A 17,576-nucleotide genomic window follows, 5' to 3' on the forward strand; every position below is an offset into this window, starting at 1 on the left:
GGTTGAGTGCAAGCGAAACCCAACAAAGCCTTGATAATGTTGGGTTACTCTGCGATCAGCCGCGGTTTTTCTCCTCGCAGCAACGCTTCTAGAACTGTTTGAATCCGAGTTGCTGAGGGTGGACACCCTGGTAAATAAATATCAACTGGGACTACTGTATGCACAGGTTGCACTTGATCGAGTAATGGCGGTACAATGCCAAGCTCATGGGGAATTGTGCCGTGAATATCAGCTGCTTCGATGTAACAACGCTGAAGAACAGGTTCAGCACTACCTAAAGGATTGCGTAAAGCAGTGACATTACCAGTAACAGCACAATCACCAAAAGAGACAAGAATTTGCGATCGCTCTCTTACTATCTGAATCATTTGCAGGTGATCTTCATTAGCAATTGCACCCTCAACTAACACCACATCCACGCCTTGAGGATATTCTTTAACATCAGCAAAGGGACTATAAACTAAATCCACTTGTCCCGCTAAATCAATCAACCATTCGTCCAAATCGAGAAAAGACATATGACAGCCAGAACAGCCACCTAGCCAAACCGTTGCTAATTTTAAACGAGCCATTTTCTTAATAAATAGTTAAATAGAAGGGAAGGGGGATCGGGAGTAAAACGGTATTATTATTTAGGACTTCTGTGCAATTTCTTGCCATTCCTGCACAACATTTTGAGGAATTGGCAGATTGATAAAGCGTTCTGCACCCAAAGGTATACCAATTACCAATGCTGTAGTTGGCAATTGAGGCAAAATATTCTTGAAGTCATACTGACCAATTGTTGGTGCTGGTGCTTCTTCTACAAAAATATCGGGAGCAGCCAATACTTTACCTGTATCAGTAATAATCTTCAACGATAAAGGATGAAACAGTTCATCAGAACCAGGAAATCCTACCAATCGGAGATTTATTGAAGATATTTGACTGTTGTTATTGGCGTGAACTCGCTTAAACAGGACAACCTGCCAAGAATTTCCCAATTCGTCATTTAATTTTTGCTGTGAGCGATAAAGGACTTCTCCTGGCGCCTCTTCTAGTTGAATAACAGCAGCAATTACCTGTTGAGATGTGAAGCTTGCGAAACCCAGGAATATATACAGTGTAATTATCCCTAGCAATATGAGCCACCAAAAGGTTTTTAAGATACGACGTAACATTATCATTATGTTTACCAAAAAATGGGGTTTAAAGCCTCGCCCTTTTAGGGCGACTTTTGTGCTATAATTACGTCGATAAGCGTAACGTAATTATGCTGGTATTTGAGGCAAAACTTAAAGGACAAGATGAGCAATACCGAAAGCTGGATGAAGCAATTCGGACTGCTCGTTTTGTTCGTAATAGTTGCGTCAGATACTGGATGGATAATCGCGATATTGGGCGCTACGAACTTTCTGCATACTGCGCTGTTTTGGCACAACAGTTTGAGTTTGCCAAAAATCTTAATTCGATGGCGCGTCAAGCTAGTGCAGAAAGAGCGTGGTCTGCAATTGCTCGGTTTTATGATAATTGCAAGAACAATAAACCAGGAAAGAAGGGATACCCCCAATTTAAGAAAGAACAAACACATGGTTGTGTTGAGTACAAAACCAGTGGGTGGAAACTTTCTGATCATAGGCAGTGCATCACTTTCTCTGACGGGTTTGAAGCGGGAACCTTCAAGATGTGGGGAAAGCGCGATTTGCATTTCTACCAGTTGAAGCAGATTAAGCGTGTCCGCGTCGTTCGGCGTGCAGATGGATACTATGCTCAATTCTGTATTGACCAAGAGCGGAAAGAGAAACGAGAACCTACGTTTAAAACAGTTGGTATTGATGTTGGTCTGAACCACTTCTACACCGATTCTGACGGGTTGACCATCGCCAATCCGCGCCATCTCCGCAAAAGCGAGAAGTCTTTGAAACGATTGCAACGTCGTTTCTCTAAGACTAAAAAAGGATCTAAAAACAGAGCTAAGTTTAGACAGGTATTGGCTCGTAAACACCTCAAAGTAAGTCGCCAGCGTAAAGACTTTGCTGTCAAAACGGCAAGGTGCGTAGTCAAATCTAACGATTTGGTGGCGTATGAGGACTTGAGGGTGCGAAACATGGTGAGGAACAGACACCTTGCCAAATCTATCTCTGATGCAGCGTGGACTCAGTTCCGACAATGGGTTGAGTATTTTGGCAAAGTATTTGGTGTGGTAACAGTTGCTGTCCCACCCCACTACACCAGTCAGAACTGTTCTAATTGTGGTCGTGTTGTTAAGAAGACTCTTAGCACGAGAACACATACTTGTTTGCATTGCGGACATACTCAAGACAGAGATCATAACGCTGCACGAAACATACTAGAAAAAGGACTAAGTACGGTGGGTCACATCGGAACTAACGCCTCTGGAGACATCGACCTCTGTTTGGGTGGGGAAACTCCTCCTTTGTAAGTCGGGTCGCGGAAAGAGGAAACCCAAAGAGCGATCTTTGGAATCCCCTTTAGAGCGGGGAGGATGTCAACTCGTTGTACTAATTCATGATCAGTAGCTAAAAAAGCCATTGTTTCTTCTCTCGTGCTGTGATCAGAAAATCAAGTTTGGCGCGATCGCGTTTCATTTCACCTACGCTAGAGCCTTTGTAAAAAATCGCACCTGTTGGGCAAGCATTAACGCATTTGCCACAGGAGGTACAAGTTTGCGAAGTTCCCCAAGGTTGATTTAAATCAGTAATTACATGGGAATTTGTTCCTCTACCCGCCATATCCCAAGTATGCGCTCCTTCAATTTCGTCACAAACACGTATGCAACGAGTACAAAGAACACAACGGTTGTGGTCAATGCCAAAGCGATCATGAGAAACATCAACTTTACGATTGGGGAAATGGTAATCCAATTGCACATGATCCATACCCATTTCAATTGCCAAGTCTTGCAATTCGCAATTACCATTAGCTACACAAACTGAACAAATGTGATTGCCTTCAGCAAACAGCATTTCTACTATCATGCGACGATATTTTTGGAGGCGATCGCTATTTGTTTGAACTTCCATACCTTCAGCAACTTGCGTTACACAAGCGGGTTGAAGTTTATTACTGCCACTAATTTCTACCAAACAAAGGCGACAAGCCCCAACATCTGTTACCCCTTCCAGTTGACACAAAGTCGGAATGTGAATCCCTGCATCCCGTGCTGCTTGGAGAATGGTTTCTTCCTCACGGGCGCTGATTAATTGTTCATTGATTGTTAATGTTTTTACTGGCATTTGTTATTAATGATTTTTAATGATTGGTAACTACTGACTAATCAACTCCAAATACTCATCGCGGAAGTAACGCAAGGTACTAAATACCGGATTAGGTGCAGACTGACCAAGACCACACAAGCTTGTATGTTTCACCATGTCGCATAATTCTTCTAGCAATTCCAAGTCAGTAAGAGATGCTTTTCCTTCACTGATCTTCGTCAACAATTTATACAACTGCACTGTCCCAACTCGACAGGGAATGCATTTACCGCAAGATTCATCCATGCAAAACTCCATGAAGAAGCGAGCAACATCTACCATGTTGGTACTTTCATCCATGACAATCATGCCACCGGAACCCATGATCGAACCTAGTTGAGTTAGTGATTCATAATCTACCGGGCTATCAAAAGCCGATGCTGGGATACATCCCCCGGAAGGACCACCAGTTTGTACTGCTTTTACCACACCGCCCTCTGCTACGCCGCCACCCATTACTTCCACAATCTGCCGCAGTGAAGTTCCCATTGGTACTTCTATCAAACCCGTGTTCCGGATTTTGCCAGCTAGGGCAAAAACTTTTGTGCCTTTACTCTTAGGAGTGCCGATATTAGCAAACCAGTCAGCACCTTTGCGGATAATCGGTGAGACATTAGCGTAAGTTTCAACGTTATTAATTAAGGTAGGATATCCCCACAAACCAGACTCGGCGGGATAGGGCGGACGGGGATGTGGTGTACCGCGTTTACCTTCAATAGAAGCCATTAAAGCAGTTTCTTCACCACAAACATAGGCCCCAGCACCGATACGAAGATCGATTTTAAAATCAAAACGAGAGTCAAAAATTTGACTGCCCAGGATACCAAAACGTTGTGCTTGGCGAATGGCAGTTTGCAGACGATTGATCGCAACAGGATATTCGGCTCGAATGTAGATATAACCTTGATTTGCGCCCACAGCATAGGCTGCGATCGCCATTCCTTCCAAAACGCGATGGGGATCACTTTCTAAGACGCTACGATCCATAAACGCCCCTGGATCTCCTTCATCAGCATTGCAGATGATAAATTTCTGTTCTGCTTTTGCTTTCGCAACAGTCGCCCATTTGATACCTGTAGGATAGCCAGCACCACCACGCCCTCGTAAACCACTGCGGCTAATAGCATCTACTACCTCGTTAGGAGTCATCTCCCGCAAGACATGGTAAAGCGCTTGATAACCTTCAGCAGCAATATAAGATTGAATGCTTTCTGGATCAATTTTGCCACTGTTTTCTAAAACAATCGACATCTGGGATGTAAAAAATGGATGAGTTAAATCACCCTGTTGGACTGTTGTTTCTCCTCCATTGAGAGCGGTGATAATTGAGGATGCATCATCAGCAGTAACTTTTTGATAAAGAATATAAAAGTTTTCCGATGTGTATTGTGTAGATTGGCTGGAGTCTTCACCAGTTCCCAGTCGTTCGACTTGTACTAATGGCCCTTGACAGCACAAGCGCATACAGCCAACTCCACGAACTTCCACTGTTTCAGCCAAATTCTCTGCTATTACAGTTTCTTCTAGACGCTGTTTGACGGCTTGGGAATTTGCAGACAAACAACCAGCTGCAATACAACAGCGAATTTGCACAGGTTTGTGTGAAGAACGTTCTTTCTGCACAATGCCAATTAATTCAGCTAGATCCATCTTGTAAGCATCCTTTGATGCGATCGCAAACTGAGTTTACGAGAATTATAGGAGAACAATTTGAGAAAATTGTGAGGACTATTTTTCCGAACCAATATATAGAAATCCCATAGTTACATTTATTCATGCCTATCTACTTATAAAATTTTGGTCTTGATGCTATGTTAAAAACCAAGCTCTAGATGAGTTGTTGTCTCTATCTGCCTGGGGAACTCAGCTAAATTACAAGGAGACACGCATGAAGATTGGTATCCCTAAAGAAATTTACAGAGGCGAATGTCGTGTGGCTGCTACACCCGACACAGCCAAGCATCTAGTAAAACTTGGTTTTGATGTGCTAATTGAGTCTGGTGCGGGCGAAAGTGCAAACTTTACAGATCATGCCTATATAGAATCCGAATGCAAGATTGCTCCGGATGCTCTGACTCTATGGGCAGAGGCGGAGATTGTACTCAAGGTTCGTCCACCCCAGATACATCCAGAACTAGGTAAACATGAAGCTGAACTGCTGAACGAAGGGAGTACACTCATCAGCTTCATCTGGCCAGCCCAAAACCCCGAACTGCTTGATAAACTGGCAGCACACAAGGTAACAGTGTTGGCAATGGATGCGGTACCACGGATTACACGCGCCCAAAAGATGGATGCCCTCAGTTCAATGGCTAATCTCGCTGGCTACCGCGCTGTCATTGAGGCTGCTAATCACTTTGGACGCTTTTTTAACGGGCAGATTACGGCAGCAGGCAAGGTGCCACCCGCGAAGGTGCTAGTTATCGGTGCTGGTGTAGCAGGACTAGCGGCGATTGGCACTGCTAAGAGTCTAGGTGCAATTGTCCGCGCTTTTGATACACGCCTTGTAGTTAAGGAGCAGATACAGAGTTTAGGCGCAGAGTTTCTAGAACTTAATTTTGCAGAGGATGGTACGGGTGAGGGCGGTTACGCCAAGGTGATGAGTGACGAATTTATCTCTGCTGAGATGGAACTGTTTGCTACTCAGGCTAAAGAGATTGATATTATCATCACAACAGCGCTCATACCAGGTAAAAAAGCACCTGTGTTGGTGACGCAAGAAATGGTTGAGAGTATGAAAGCTGGCTCGGTGATCGTCGATCTAGCCGCAGAACAGGGTGGCAATTGTGCTGTTACCAAGCCTGGTGAAATCTATTTTTACAAAGGGGTGACAATCGTCGGTCTTACTGATCTCCCCAGCCGCATGGCCCAGCAAGCAAGTCAACTTTATGGCACCAATCTTTACCATCTTCTCAAAGAAATGGGCGGAGGCGATCGCTTCAAAATTGATTTAGCAGATGAGGTGATTCGGGGTGCTTTGGTAGTTCATGATGGAAAAATCACCTGGCCACCACCGAAAAAAGAGGACAAGACAGACAAGGGACAAACGCCAAATTCCTCAGTCCAACTCTCCCCGTCTCCTTCTCCCCGCGTCCCCGTGTCCTCTTCTCCCAACGTCCCCGCGTCCCCTTTTCCCCATGTCCCCGCTTCCTCTTCTGTAGCTAAATCTAGCTCCTCCAAGATCAACAAAGACCTATGGCTCATCCTGATTGGTTTAGCCCTGTTTGGTATCGGTATCAGTGCGCCAAGTGACTTTCTATCTCACTTCAGTGTGTTTGTCTTAGCTTGCTTCATTGGCTGGCAAGTGATCTGGAACGTCAAGCCTGCTCTACACACACCGTTGATGAGCGTCACTAATGCGATTAGCGGCATCATTATTATTGGTGGTATGCTCCAAATCTCTGAGGTATCGAGTTCACCCAGCACAATCCTCGGTGCGATCGCGATCTTGATTGGAACAATTAACATTTCCGGTGGTTTCCTAGTCACCCAACGTATGCTCAGAATGTTCCAAAAGTAGAATGCTAGCTACGTCTTATTGAGATGAGGCCTCAAATTTATGTATTTTTTGCAAACGTTAGCAAATAAGTATCGGAAACTATGTCTAATAACCTACTGACAGCAGCGTATATTTTGGCTAGTGCCTTATTTATTCTGAGTCTTGGGGGATTATCTGATCAAGAAACTGCTCGCAAAGGCAACATTTATGGCATCATTGGGATGCTGATCGCCTTTATTGCTACCGCACTCTCACTCAATTTGACAGCATATCCGACTTTGGCATCAGTCGTTATCCCAGGAACTGTCATCGGTACAATCGTAGCTTCTCGTGTGGCGATGACCTCAATGCCAGAATTGGTAGCCATTTTACATAGCTTTGTTGGTGCAGCAGCAGTCTTAGTAGGAATTGCTAATTATTTGCAACAATCATTGCATATTTCCCCTGTTGAGTCTACAATCCACCAAATAGAAATTTTTGTGGGTGTGTTTATCGGTGCTGTGACTTTCACAGGTTCGCTAATTGCCTTCGGTAAACTGCGGGGTATCATTAGTAGCAAACCTCTACTTTTACCAGGGCGTCACTTCATCAACTTGGGAATAATTGCGGCTTGTGTATGGTTGGGTGTCCAGTTCTTGGCAACAGAAAACGGGAGTGGACTGCAACCATTGTTAATTATGTCCGCGATCGCATCAGTCTTGGGGATTCATCTAGTTATGGCGATCGGTGGCGCTGATATGCCGGTGGTGATCTCAATGCTCAACAGCTATTCTGGCTGGGCTGCCGCCGCTGCTGGCTTCATGTTATCAAACGATCTGTTAATTGTCACAGGTGCGTTGGTGGGTAGTAGTGGTGCAATCCTCAGCTATATCATGTGTAAGGCAATGAACCGTTCATTCATCAGCGTTATCCTGGGGGGCTTTGGCGCAGAAACAGGTGCTGCTACCATCAAAGGAGATGAACAACATGCAGGTGAAGTCAATGTAACGACAGTTGAAGATACTGTCGAACTTCTGCACAACGCTAAGAGTGTGATTATTGTACCTGGCTATGGCATGGCAGTTGCTCAGGCTCAACATGCTGTGTCACAAATTACTAAGCTGCTACGCGATCGCGGCGTCGATATTCGCTTTGGCATCCATCCAGTAGCTGGCCGAATGCCCGGACACATGAATGTTCTTTTGGCTGAAGCGAATGTACCCTACGACATTGTACTAGAAATGGATGAGATTAACTCTGACTTTGCAAAAACTGATGTTGTCTTAGTGATTGGTGCTAACGATACTGTTAACCCTAGTGCCTTAGAAAATCCGAATAGTCCAATTGCTGGGATGCCAGTACTAGAAGTCTGGCAGGCTGGTACAGTTGTGGTCATGAAGCGTAGTATGGCTAGTGGCTATGCTGGAGTTGAAAACCCTCTGTTCTATAAGAACAACACCCGTATGTTATTTGGCGACGCTAAGAAAAATGTTGATGCGATCGCTAGCAAACTTGGACAGATGAGTGAGGAAAGTGTAGACCTACACTTATCAACAAAAGTAGTATTGTCAACTTAGTTAACAAAACTGACTCAAAAGTAAATTACTTGCAGTATATAAAAATGATTACTAGCATTAGCGTAAACTGAAGAATGAGCAAAAAATGGGCAGTCAAGCGACTCACTATAAACTTGACATCGAGTGAAATCGAAAAACTGGAAAAATATAGCCAAGAAACCGGAAGACCACTAACAGACATCATTAGAGAACTAATTCGACGCTTACCTGAAATTCCAGAAACTAAATTACCACCAACTGCATAATCCACTGTTAGTGGCACCCACATTATCTTAGACAACATTGGTTAGTATTTAAACTGCTGATAACTGCACTGGATGAACAGTTGTCAGCATTTTTTTAAGGTAATAGGCAATAGGCGTCATTAATACTATGTAGATAGAGCTATCACTCGGCAGTGTTGCATTAGAAATAATTATTGTTGGCGATCGCATTAAAATAGTGATCGCACTAAATAGAAAAACTGTCATGTCGAAAAAGACTGAAGTCCTCACTACAAACTCTGCAAAGTTGGTATAACAACGCTTACAACAGTTTGTTCTTGAGGTTTGCTTTGTATCATGAATTCACCATTATATAATTTCATTATGTATTGAACAATCGCCAGTCCTAAGCCAGAGCCTTGTTGTTCATATGACTTACGATGAAATTGCATAAAAGCTCCTATTCTCTCAATCTCATCAACTGTCATTCCTCTGCCATGATCAATCACATATAAATTGAATTTACTGGCAGTCACATTACTCACTACTCTAACTTCGCTACCTGGTAAAGAAAATTTAAAGGCATTGTCTATTAGTTCTTCAATAAGATTATTCAATTTTGACTCTGGAATTTTTATAATAGATTCTTGGAGTTCGAGCTTTAAATCTTTCTCTCTACCGAAATTTTTAGCTGTCTTAAGAGACACATTAATGATCACCTCCTGAGAAAGGCACTTTTCTGATTTTTCTCTAATGAGACGTGTTTTTTCGGTATCTCTGAGTATTAATTCAAGATTACTATAAAGTAAAAATCTTTTAGTTAATCTATGCAATCGATGAGCAGATGTATAAATTGATTCTGCAATTTTAATTTCTTCAGATTCATCCATTAGTTCACGATTTTCTATGAGCAATTGTGACATACCAAGAATGCCATTCAAAGGCGTATTTAATTCATGAGGTAATGAATGAGCAATATTATTTCGTAATTCATCTAATTTAGCTTGAGACTGACGTTCAACCGTAGCTTGTTTTTCCAAACGAATAGTCACCGCGCTTAGTAATTCTTCAGTTGTAAATGGTTTTGTCAAATAATCATCAGCTCCTAGTTGCATTCCGTGACGAAAATCTGAACGTTCTGCTTTCGCAGTCAGAAGAATCACAGGAATATTGGTAGTTGCTTCATCTTGATGTAGAGCAGACAGTACACCGTAACCGTCTAATTCTGGCATCATGATGTCACAGATAATTAAATCTGGTAGTTTTGTTTTTGCCATTTCCAATCCAATCTGACCGTTCGGAGCTATCAAGGTTTCAAAATCTGCTAGTTGGAGAATTTCCTCTAAATTTGCTCGAATTTGAGGTTCGTCTTCTATGATTAGTATTCTGTTCATTTTAGGTAAATCAAATTGATTGATGTTTTTGTTTATACTGTTTACCTGTTTAGCTTTTACATCAGCTTTTTTGTACACTAATAAATTTCTGGGAGCATCCTAAATTCTCAAAAACTTCTGCGATTCAAATCGCAGTCTCATAGCTAAAGTTTGCTTAAGCAGACAGTTTGATTTATTGAGTTGTCATTCAGACGACTTATGCTATGAGAGCTACGAGTTTAAACCCTCAGTGGTATATTGAAGAAATTGGGATGCTCCCGTAAATATATGTTTCCCTAAAATGATTTACGACTAACAAAGATCCCTTAGCGCAAGACTCTACGGAAGCAGAAGTCACAAAAACAAAAAGAAGGGATGCCAGCAGAAAAAGCAGACACCCCGTGACGGAAGATGAGAGAAGCGTACTCACATCTCGCACCAATAAAAATTGATGTAATTTAATTACACAGTATTAAACTAAAACCCTTGATTGGACGATAAAAACGAATAAAATTCAGACAGCACTTAGCACATTTATTACCTTCACTGGTTTGTACGGGCGGGTTAAGCTCTGAGTAACCTCTCACGAGTGGGGTGTGACAGTTCTGGGTGGGGAAGATGGACTAGAAAGAGAAGACTGTCCGCAAAGTACCCGTAATGATTGTGCCGTTTGTATCCTGATTGCCAGGATTGACTATTACTTGAACCAAAGGTGTGATTTGGATGTTGTTACTTACTGGAAAGTTGTAGAAAGCCTCAAAATTAGTTTGAGTCGTATTTCCAATCTCACTGGCAATAAAGGGCTGACCAGCAGCAATACCAGCCAAAGCACCTCGACTAAACAAATCTGGAAATGCGAATCCTGCCATCCAATAGTTGGGTTTGATGTCGTCAAATTCAGTGTTATTGTAGCTACCATAGCCATAACGGGCAAATATGGCAAATTTAGGTGAAAAGGCTAACTCAAAATTTGCACCGAATACGTCAAAGTGATGATCAAATAATTCGCCACCACTATATTGAAGACGCAGAGCAAAAACTTTTGAAGGTGCATATTCCACTTCAACCGTACCCTGATAGGTGTCACCAAATAAGCCTTGGTCGCCCCTACCAGTAGGATATAGCAATCGAGCAAATGGTGCAGTACCCCTAATAGGCCCCTGATTACCTGGATTGGCTGCTTCTGCTGCTGCATACAAAGCTCGTATTGAAAATGCTCCCCCCTTTGGCTTCCAGTCAATTGCCGCACCTGCACTTGGACCATTGATAGGAAAGAGAATGTAGTTGTTGACGAATGACAAGGTGCTAAAGTCTCGAAAACTCAGATAAGCGTAACTGTTCCGGTCAAGATAATCAGTAGTACGAATATCAGGCCCGACAGAGACAGCTAAGTCTTGGAATGGCTTAAAAGTGTAGTATAGTCTTCCCAATCCGAAAGTGTTATCTCTCGGTGGTTTCACAGAGTAGTCTAGAACACTGCCAAAAGAGGGTTCTAAATATCCTCCAGTGTTGTCGTTACCATTGTCACTGCCAGTGTCAATCCGGATTTTCAATTGGTCTGTGCCAAAGAAGCTTGTATTTAAGTCTATAGCAGCTCGATAAAGCACCGTAGCATTTGGGTCAGAACGAGCAATTTCTTGACCTGTGGTACTAATGATGCGTTCTCCATCAAATCCTCCTGCGTTCACCGCCATAATGATTTGACCAGTTAGTTTGGTGGTTGTGGAGAACTGATTTGCTTCTAATTCTGCGGTGTGAGCTTCTAAAGTATCTACACGACCCCGGAGTGAAGTTAGTTCTGTCGCAAATTCCTCTTGCAAGCGCTTAATAATGGCTAAATCATCTGTGTTTACTAAGTCAGTAGTTGCCGTCACAATCAGTTCGCTAATTTTCTCCAAACAAGCATTCAAACCTGCTGCAAACTCATATCTTGTCAAGGTTCGATTACCCTGGTAGACATTATCTGGATACCCCGCAATACAACCATATCGCTCAACTAGCGATTGTAGGGCTTGAAAAGCCCAATCTGTAGGTTGCACATCTCTTAGTTGAGACACAGAGGTAACTTGTGCTATCTGACTAGCTATTTGGTTATTATTATCTTTATTTTCTTGTGCTTTTTGAACAAGAATAAAAGAAAGCGGTGAAGTTTGACCACGATGAGCAGTTGTTGTCGTCAGGTGAGAAAGAGAAGTCACCTGCTTGTTATGAACAGCCGACAGAGCAGTCTGATTTTGGAGAATGCTAACTGGAACTGGCTGTGGGATTTGGGTGGTACTTACTGAATTTGTTTGTAATGTCCTCATGGTGCTAACTTTTGCTACTGGAACAGTAGAACTGGCAGCAACAGAAATAGCCTCATTAGTGATAACATCTTCAGCGCTGACAATAGTATATTTTGATGTTTCAGCTAAAGCAGGAAGACTGAGGACAACTAGACTGAGGATACTTAGACCACTGACCAAATTTAAATCCATCTTCAAGGATTGCATCATGAGAGTTAATTCCGGAATAGCACAAGTTATTGTCGCGTCTTGTAAAAAAGTACAAGATTTGAATGAATCCACTACCAGGACAATCTTACCTTTTGTTTGACCCTCTAAATACTGACAAATAGTTCGTTATGTGCAAATTTTAAGAAGGTACAACTTTTAGCTAAACCGAAGTATTTAAGTGCTTTTACTTTTCTGCTCGATGACAAAAAGAAGGGTTTTTGGAGTTACTGTTTGTCCTATTATTCCATGAATAAAACCCATAAAATATGTTATTTGTCAATATTTATAAGGCTGGATAATGGGCTGAACTGAGCCGTATTGACCTATCTATATACTGCCTTCCAGGAGTTCCAATACATTCCCATCTGGATCAGTGAAGCAAACAATAGTGGCATTTGTTCCGGGTAATTTTTGAGGCTCAGACAAGAAAGTTACGCTCTGTGTCTTTAAGTTTTCGTATACCTGATAAATGTTGTTGGTGAGAAGGCATATGCGAGCCACGCCGGTATGGTTGAGATGAGAATAAGGTTTTCCTTCTGTTTTGGGATCAAGGAATTCCACAAGATCAATTCGAGTTGCTCTTGGCGTATTTTCTAACACTAAGTGGACTCCTCGAAGTTTAGCACTTGGTAATCCAAATGCTTTAGCCATAGCTGTGCTGCTCATCCCTTCTCTAAAATCAGTTACAACTCTAAAGCCAAGCATTTTGTAGAACTCTAATGAGCGGTCAAGATCAGTACAATTTATATTGCAGTGAAAAATTCCTTCAATCATTGTCAAACCAGTAGCTCCTATTTCGGCAACTTCTTGGTTTCCCTCAGTCAAGGCCGCAGCTCCAGCTTCAGCAACTTCTTGATCTTGACTACCAGAACCACCACTAACGCCAATAGCTCCCACAACGACACCGTTTTGCTTCAGGGGAATACCTCCAGCAAAAATCATGACTTTACCGTTGTTAGATACATGAATTCCAAAAAATTCTCCACCACATTGACTATGTTCTGCTAATTCTTTGGTGGAAATATTGAAAGCACGTGCAGTATAAGCCTTCTTAATGGCAATGTCAACACTGCCAATCCAAGCTTCATCCATACGCACATGAGTAATTAAGTTACCTCCAGCATCTACCACTGCTATATTCATAGGCTGACCAATTGCGATCGCCTTGTTTTCCGCAGCAACAATTAGCTTTTGTGCATCTTTGAGTGTAAGCATGACAATTAGTTGTTTAGTTGGTTAAGTTTTGCTGTTTTTTCGCTACGTTCAGTAATATTTAGTTCAAATCAAACCCTGTTCTCAATCTCTCCTCTTGTGTACCCTACCAAGGTTCTTCAAGAACAGCTGTCATACCGCCATCTACAAACAGTTGCGTACCTGTAATGAAAGAAGCCTCATCGCTAGCTAAGAAAGCGGCTGCATAACCAATATCCTCAGGAGTACCGAGCCGCTTCATTACCTGCCTTTTTTCGACTAAATGTCGTTGCTCAACAGGGTTGTCGTAGCTACTGAAGAGGTTCTCAATCAGAGGCGTCCACACCCAACCAGGGGCGATCGCATTTACCCGAATGGTTGGACCATAATCAATGGCCATGTTACGCGTCAAAGCAGTAATTCCACCTTTTGAGGCTGTATAAGGTGCTACTCCATTGACTGTAGCATGAGAGTGTACAGAAGACATATTGATAATCACGCCCTTCCCCACAGCCTGCATATGAGGAATAGTATATTTAGAGCAAAGAAATGCACCTTTGAGGTCAATAGCTAAACAACGATCCCATTCAGAACTCGTTGTTTCTAACACTGACTTATAAGTTCCAACACCTGCATTGTTGACTAGAATATCTACTTGACCATAAACATTAATTGTTGTTTGTACCATTGCTTTAACTTCATCTTCGTTTGAAATATCGCAAGAGATGAAGATAGCTTCACTACCTTTGTGGCGAATCTCCTCAGCAGTTTGCTCACCTGTTTTAGCATCCCTAGCCACAACAACAACTTTAGCTCCTTGTTGAGCAAAAATTGTCGAAATTCCCCAACCAATGCCTTTTGATCCACCAGTCACAATGGCAACTCTATCTTTTAGCTTCATGATTCAGCCTCACTAAATTAATAAAACTGGTTGAAAAACACATGTATTCAACTTCTTTTACAGAAAAAGGAGAGTTGAATACTTCCCAAACTGTTGAGAATAATTTTTGTGTTTATATATGGTAAATTCCAAGAGAATATCAATGCTCTACAAGTCCATTAAGAGTAATACGATTTACACCTTCTCCTTGGTAAGCAACAGCGACTAATTCTGTTTCAATGACCTCACTAGGTTTCATGATTACTGCTGTACCGTTTTTAACAGCATTATTGATTCCAGAAGGAGGAAAACTAGTGAATGGCTCAAGACCACAATTATATGTACGCCCGTACCAAGGATAATTATCGTGACCACCATAGACCTGCCACATCCAAAGATATTTAAACAGCTCTTTGTCCCAAGCCATTCCGAAGCCTACATTTAACCTTTGATTGGTTATACCGTACCAACCTTCAGTTAATTCTTTAAAAAAGACTATATCAACTGATTTGGTTTCCCTAGAGAGTACATGAGTAACATCTTGCATGACTCCAGTACGTCGGTTCTTGACCTTGGGAAAATCATAATCCCCTCCTGGTTCCCACAAACCATTTTGATGATAAGCCATCACTTCTACTTTGGAGACTGGCGTCTGAACTATGCAACTATCATCGAGAAAAGGTTCTCCAATAGCAGGGTGATGACCCCACATTATGGCGAATTCACCCATTGACTCATTAGACAGACGTTCCTGGATAAATAAGGCAGCAATACCGCGTTTGAGTGACATCTTACGCTCAAGTATTAATGGTGAACGGTAAAGATGTACACGCATGTGTAACGTGACTTGGTCTTGACTGTTTTCGGTAATAGTAGCTTCAAAGGGCAAAAGTGCTACTTCACCATGCAGACCTTGAAAAGCTCCCATGTACGGTTCCGCAGCCCATCCTGCTGATGGTAATATCTCTTGCCAACCACCATAGTAGTTATCGTGAAAAGCTCCTTCGGGCAACGCACTGGTAGCAACAAACGGGCGTCGCATAGGAATTGGTGATTGCCACAAAAAATCTAAGTCATAAGGTTTATAGGTGAACTCAAATATGTCTGCACCTTTATCCAATAGTATTCCGACTCTTAATAATTCATTTTCTAGGTATGCAATTTGCATACTCTTGTAAGTATAATCCAAACTAATGCGACAACCCTGTTTTCTTCCGTGCGTGTACATAAGTTACACTCTATACTTTTTCTGAGGTGCTATTACTTTGAAATACTATTTAGTTTCATTACATCAAGCTTGACCGGGTTTTTTGATTGAACAAATAATAATCTTGTTATATTTTTGCAATTGAGAGAGATTTTAACCAGTAAAGATTCGGAACTTAAGAACGAACTTAAGATTTGAAGCTATCAAAAATACCAAAATCAGTACTCATTATCAACTACGTACACTAGAACAGATGCAAATTTTATTAGACATCTCCGAAAAAAATATAAAAGCTTCTATAGATAGGGTTAAGATTTAATTTTTGAAGATGTCTATTCCTTTTCCTTTCTCTCTTGATTGAACTGTATCGCCTCCCATTTATATTTTGCTTTCCTTCTCACAGTTTCGAGCATAAAATTTGAGTCTGACTAAGTTCTTCCTTAATTAGCTGATGTTTCCTTGCTAAAAATTACTGAAATTAGAAAGCTAAATAATTAGAATACCAGTGTTGATTAATAAAAAGGTAATCTCAAAAAATTGGGTTACTCTGTGGGTTATACCAAAATTTGGTTGGCGTTTAAACTCAAAATCATACTGGTAGTTTTAGAAGTTTAACAATCAATAATCCAACGAGGTATAAGAATGACAACTGATTTAACGAGTTTCGACACAATATTCACCCATCAAATGGCTGATGTCAATGGTGTACGTCTTCATTACGTAATCGGCGGTCAAGGAGATCCAGTGGTTTTACTCAGTGGTTGGCCTAATACCTGGTATCAATGGCGACGAGTTATGCCAGCCTTAGCCGAACGCTATACAGTGATTGCAGTTGATATGCGAGGTCTCGGTGACTCTTCAAAACCAACCAGTGGTTATCGGAAAAAGAACGTAGCTGAAGATGTTTATCAGTTGGTACGCCAACTTGGATTCCAACGTATTTTCCTCGTTGGAATAGATATGGGAGTAGCAGTCACCTATGCTTATGCAGCTGACCATCGTGAGGATGTGCGTCGGCTAGTACAAATGGAAGGAACTGTTCCAGGATTTGGTTTTGAGCAACTCATGACGTTCTCACCAGAAACTTCCCGCGAGGGAGGTATCTGGCACATCCCATTTCACATGGTTCCTGATCTTTCAGAGGGGCTGATTGCAGGGAGAGAAAAGATGTACCTTACTTACTTCTTTACACGCTTTGCCTACAATACGACCGCGGTCACTGAGGCTGAGATTGACGAATATGTTCGTACCTTTGCTTCTCCGGGTGGAATACGTGGTACTTGTGAGTACTACCGAACAATCTTTGAAGATGTGGAAGACAACAAGGAAAGCGCCAAGGTAAAACTCCAAATGCCCGTGTTAGCACTGGGAGGCAAATATGGTTTAGGAAAACGTCCCTTGAATTCAATGCAGGCTGTTGCTGAAGATGTTCGTGGTGATGTACATGAATATTGTGGACACTATATGCCTGAAGAGCGTCCAGAATATGTCATTGAGCAGTTGTTAAACTTCTTTGGTGAGGAGTCATATTCCTCAAAGTAAACTAAAAGTAAAAAGGTATATTTAAGCATAGTAGCGGAAGTTCTCACCGGAAACCTTCCGCTATTATGCTGATAGGCGATCGCAAAGGCAAGAAACTACTTTAAGTAATAAAATCCCCCTTCACGGATAAAATCGCAGAGGGGGTAGCAAGATGTCCAGACCACAAAAATTTATTGAGTACAGGTGAAAAGTAAAAGTACTCTCATCATTCAGATGAAATCACAAAGACATCATATAGGATTCCTATTTGATTTTTGAACAAAACTCAGTACACATCTAGCTTCCTTTTTTTTCTTTCTTTCCCTATTGCCTATTGCCTATTGCCTATTGCCTGCCTCCACGAGTAAATTCATTAATCAAATCAGATTGCTAT

14 protein-coding genes and 1 pseudogene are annotated in these 17,576 nt (G+C 41.8%); 5 read left to right on the plus strand and 10 right to left on the minus strand.

Annotation, left to right across the window (positions count from 1 at the left end):
- Positions 1–44: 44 nt before the first annotated feature.
- Both ACE1AT_RS04910 and ACE1AT_RS04915 read right to left on the minus strand, forming a co-directional pair.
- Positions 45–572, minus strand: coding sequence for an oxidoreductase (locus ACE1AT_RS04910; RefSeq protein WP_374866181.1), 528 nt, complete (start codon positions 570–572; stop codon positions 45–47).
- A gap of 60 nt (positions 573–632) precedes the next feature.
- A complete protein-coding gene (locus tag ACE1AT_RS04915; protein ID WP_374866182.1) occupies positions 633–1,160 on the minus strand; it encodes a DUF3122 domain-containing protein in 528 nt (175 codons plus the stop codon).
- 92 nt (positions 1,161–1,252) lie between these two features.
- Here ACE1AT_RS04915 and ACE1AT_RS04920 point away from each other — a divergent pair.
- Positions 1,253–2,519, plus strand: a pseudogene (locus ACE1AT_RS04920) (RNA-guided endonuclease InsQ/TnpB family protein).
- Here ACE1AT_RS04920 and hoxU read toward each other — a convergent pair.
- Both hoxU and nuoF read right to left on the minus strand, forming a co-directional pair.
- The gene (gene hoxU, locus ACE1AT_RS04925) at positions 2,520–3,236 is read right to left on the minus strand and encodes a bidirectional hydrogenase complex protein HoxU (protein WP_374866183.1); all 717 of its coding nucleotides are present in this window, start codon (positions 3,234–3,236) and stop codon (positions 2,520–2,522) included.
- A 30-nt stretch (positions 3,237–3,266) separates the two neighbouring features.
- Complete coding sequence (gene nuoF / locus ACE1AT_RS04930; protein WP_374866184.1) at positions 3,267–4,907, minus strand: NADH-quinone oxidoreductase subunit NuoF; 1,641 nt, start codon at positions 4,905–4,907, stop codon at positions 3,267–3,269.
- 238 nt (positions 4,908–5,145) lie between these two features.
- Between nuoF and pntA the strand changes: the two genes are divergently transcribed.
- The 3 genes from pntA (at position 5,146) to ACE1AT_RS04945 (ending at position 8,557) form a co-directional block, all read left to right on the plus strand.
- Positions 5,146–6,777: a Re/Si-specific NAD(P)(+) transhydrogenase subunit alpha gene (gene pntA / locus ACE1AT_RS04935; RefSeq protein WP_374866185.1), complete on the plus strand. Its 1,632-nt coding sequence runs from the start codon at positions 5,146–5,148 to the stop codon at positions 6,775–6,777.
- 80 nt (positions 6,778–6,857) lie between these two features.
- Positions 6,858–8,312: a Re/Si-specific NAD(P)(+) transhydrogenase subunit beta gene (gene pntB, locus ACE1AT_RS04940; RefSeq protein ID WP_374866186.1), complete on the plus strand. Its 1,455-nt coding sequence runs from the start codon at positions 6,858–6,860 to the stop codon at positions 8,310–8,312.
- 74 nt (positions 8,313–8,386) lie between these two features.
- Positions 8,387–8,557, plus strand: coding sequence for a ribbon-helix-helix protein, CopG family (locus ACE1AT_RS04945; protein ID WP_033378140.1), 171 nt, complete (start codon positions 8,387–8,389; stop codon positions 8,555–8,557).
- A gap of 48 nt (positions 8,558–8,605) precedes the next feature.
- Here ACE1AT_RS04945 and ACE1AT_RS04950 read toward each other — a convergent pair whose 3' ends face one another.
- The 6 genes from ACE1AT_RS04950 to ACE1AT_RS04975 form a co-directional block, all read right to left on the minus strand.
- The gene (locus ACE1AT_RS04950; RefSeq protein WP_374866187.1) at positions 8,606–8,806 is read right to left on the minus strand and encodes a hypothetical protein; all 201 of its coding nucleotides are present in this window, start codon (positions 8,804–8,806) and stop codon (positions 8,606–8,608) included.
- Entirely contained in the window at positions 8,806–9,987 is a 1,182-nt protein-coding gene (locus ACE1AT_RS04955; RefSeq protein ID WP_374866188.1) for a response regulator, read from the minus strand. Before ACE1AT_RS04955 ends, ACE1AT_RS04950 begins: the two co-directional genes overlap by 1 nt.
- 524 nt (positions 9,988–10,511) lie before the next feature.
- Complete coding sequence (locus ACE1AT_RS04960) at positions 10,512–12,383, minus strand: iron uptake porin (RefSeq protein WP_374866189.1); 1,872 nt, start codon at positions 12,381–12,383, stop codon at positions 10,512–10,514.
- Positions 12,384–12,710: 327 nt separating this feature from the next.
- The gene (locus tag ACE1AT_RS04965; RefSeq protein ID WP_374866190.1) at positions 12,711–13,598 is read right to left on the minus strand and encodes a heme-binding protein; all 888 of its coding nucleotides are present in this window, start codon (positions 13,596–13,598) and stop codon (positions 12,711–12,713) included.
- A 103-nt stretch (positions 13,599–13,701) separates the two neighbouring features.
- Positions 13,702–14,475: an SDR family NAD(P)-dependent oxidoreductase gene (locus ACE1AT_RS04970; protein WP_374866191.1), complete on the minus strand. Its 774-nt coding sequence runs from the start codon at positions 14,473–14,475 to the stop codon at positions 13,702–13,704.
- 139 nt (positions 14,476–14,614) lie between these two features.
- On the minus strand, positions 14,615–15,622 hold the full coding sequence (locus ACE1AT_RS04975) for an aldose 1-epimerase (RefSeq protein WP_374866192.1): 1,008 nt from the start codon (positions 15,620–15,622) through the stop codon (positions 14,615–14,617).
- A 681-nt stretch (positions 15,623–16,303) separates the two neighbouring features.
- Here ACE1AT_RS04975 and ACE1AT_RS04980 point away from each other — a divergent pair.
- Positions 16,304–17,203: an alpha/beta fold hydrolase gene (locus tag ACE1AT_RS04980; RefSeq protein ID WP_374866193.1), complete on the plus strand. Its 900-nt coding sequence runs from the start codon at positions 16,304–16,306 to the stop codon at positions 17,201–17,203.
- The last annotated feature ends 373 nt before the right edge of the window (positions 17,204–17,576 follow it).

It is taken from the genome of Pelatocladus sp. BLCC-F211 (genome assembly GCF_041928655.1).
In the GTDB taxonomy this organism is placed as follows: Bacteria; Cyanobacteriota; Cyanobacteriia; order Cyanobacteriales; family Nostocaceae; genus Pelatocladus.

Bases quoted from the DNA above. Each gene is read 5' to 3' on its own strand.
- ACE1AT_RS04915 (WP_374866182.1), bottom strand. From the start codon at position 1,160: ATGTTACGTCGTATCTTAAAAACCTTTTGGTGGCTCATATTGCTAGGG.
- ACE1AT_RS04975 (WP_374866192.1), bottom strand. From the start codon at position 15,622: ATGCAAATTGCATACCTAGAAAATGAATTATTAAGAGTCGGAATACTA.
- ACE1AT_RS04970 (WP_374866191.1), bottom strand. From the start codon at position 14,475: ATGAAGCTAAAAGATAGAGTTGCCATTGTGACTGGTGGATCAAAAGGC.
- ACE1AT_RS04980 (WP_374866193.1), top strand. From the start codon at position 16,304: ATGACAACTGATTTAACGAGTTTCGACACAATATTCACCCATCAAATG.
- pntA (WP_374866185.1), top strand. From the start codon at position 5,146: ATGAAGATTGGTATCCCTAAAGAAATTTACAGAGGCGAATGTCGTGTG.
- hoxU (WP_374866183.1), bottom strand. From the start codon at position 3,236: ATGCCAGTAAAAACATTAACAATCAATGAACAATTAATCAGCGCCCGT.
- ACE1AT_RS04960 (WP_374866189.1), bottom strand. From the start codon at position 12,383: ATGATGCAATCCTTGAAGATGGATTTAAATTTGGTCAGTGGTCTAAGT.
- ACE1AT_RS04965 (WP_374866190.1), bottom strand. From the start codon at position 13,598: ATGCTTACACTCAAAGATGCACAAAAGCTAATTGTTGCTGCGGAAAAC.
- ACE1AT_RS04945 (WP_033378140.1), top strand. From the start codon at position 8,387: ATGAGCAAAAAATGGGCAGTCAAGCGACTCACTATAAACTTGACATCG.
- ACE1AT_RS04910 (WP_374866181.1), bottom strand. From the start codon at position 572: ATGGCTCGTTTAAAATTAGCAACGGTTTGGCTAGGTGGCTGTTCTGGC.
- nuoF (WP_374866184.1), bottom strand. From the start codon at position 4,907: ATGGATCTAGCTGAATTAATTGGCATTGTGCAGAAAGAACGTTCTTCA.
- pntB (WP_374866186.1), top strand. From the start codon at position 6,858: ATGTCTAATAACCTACTGACAGCAGCGTATATTTTGGCTAGTGCCTTA.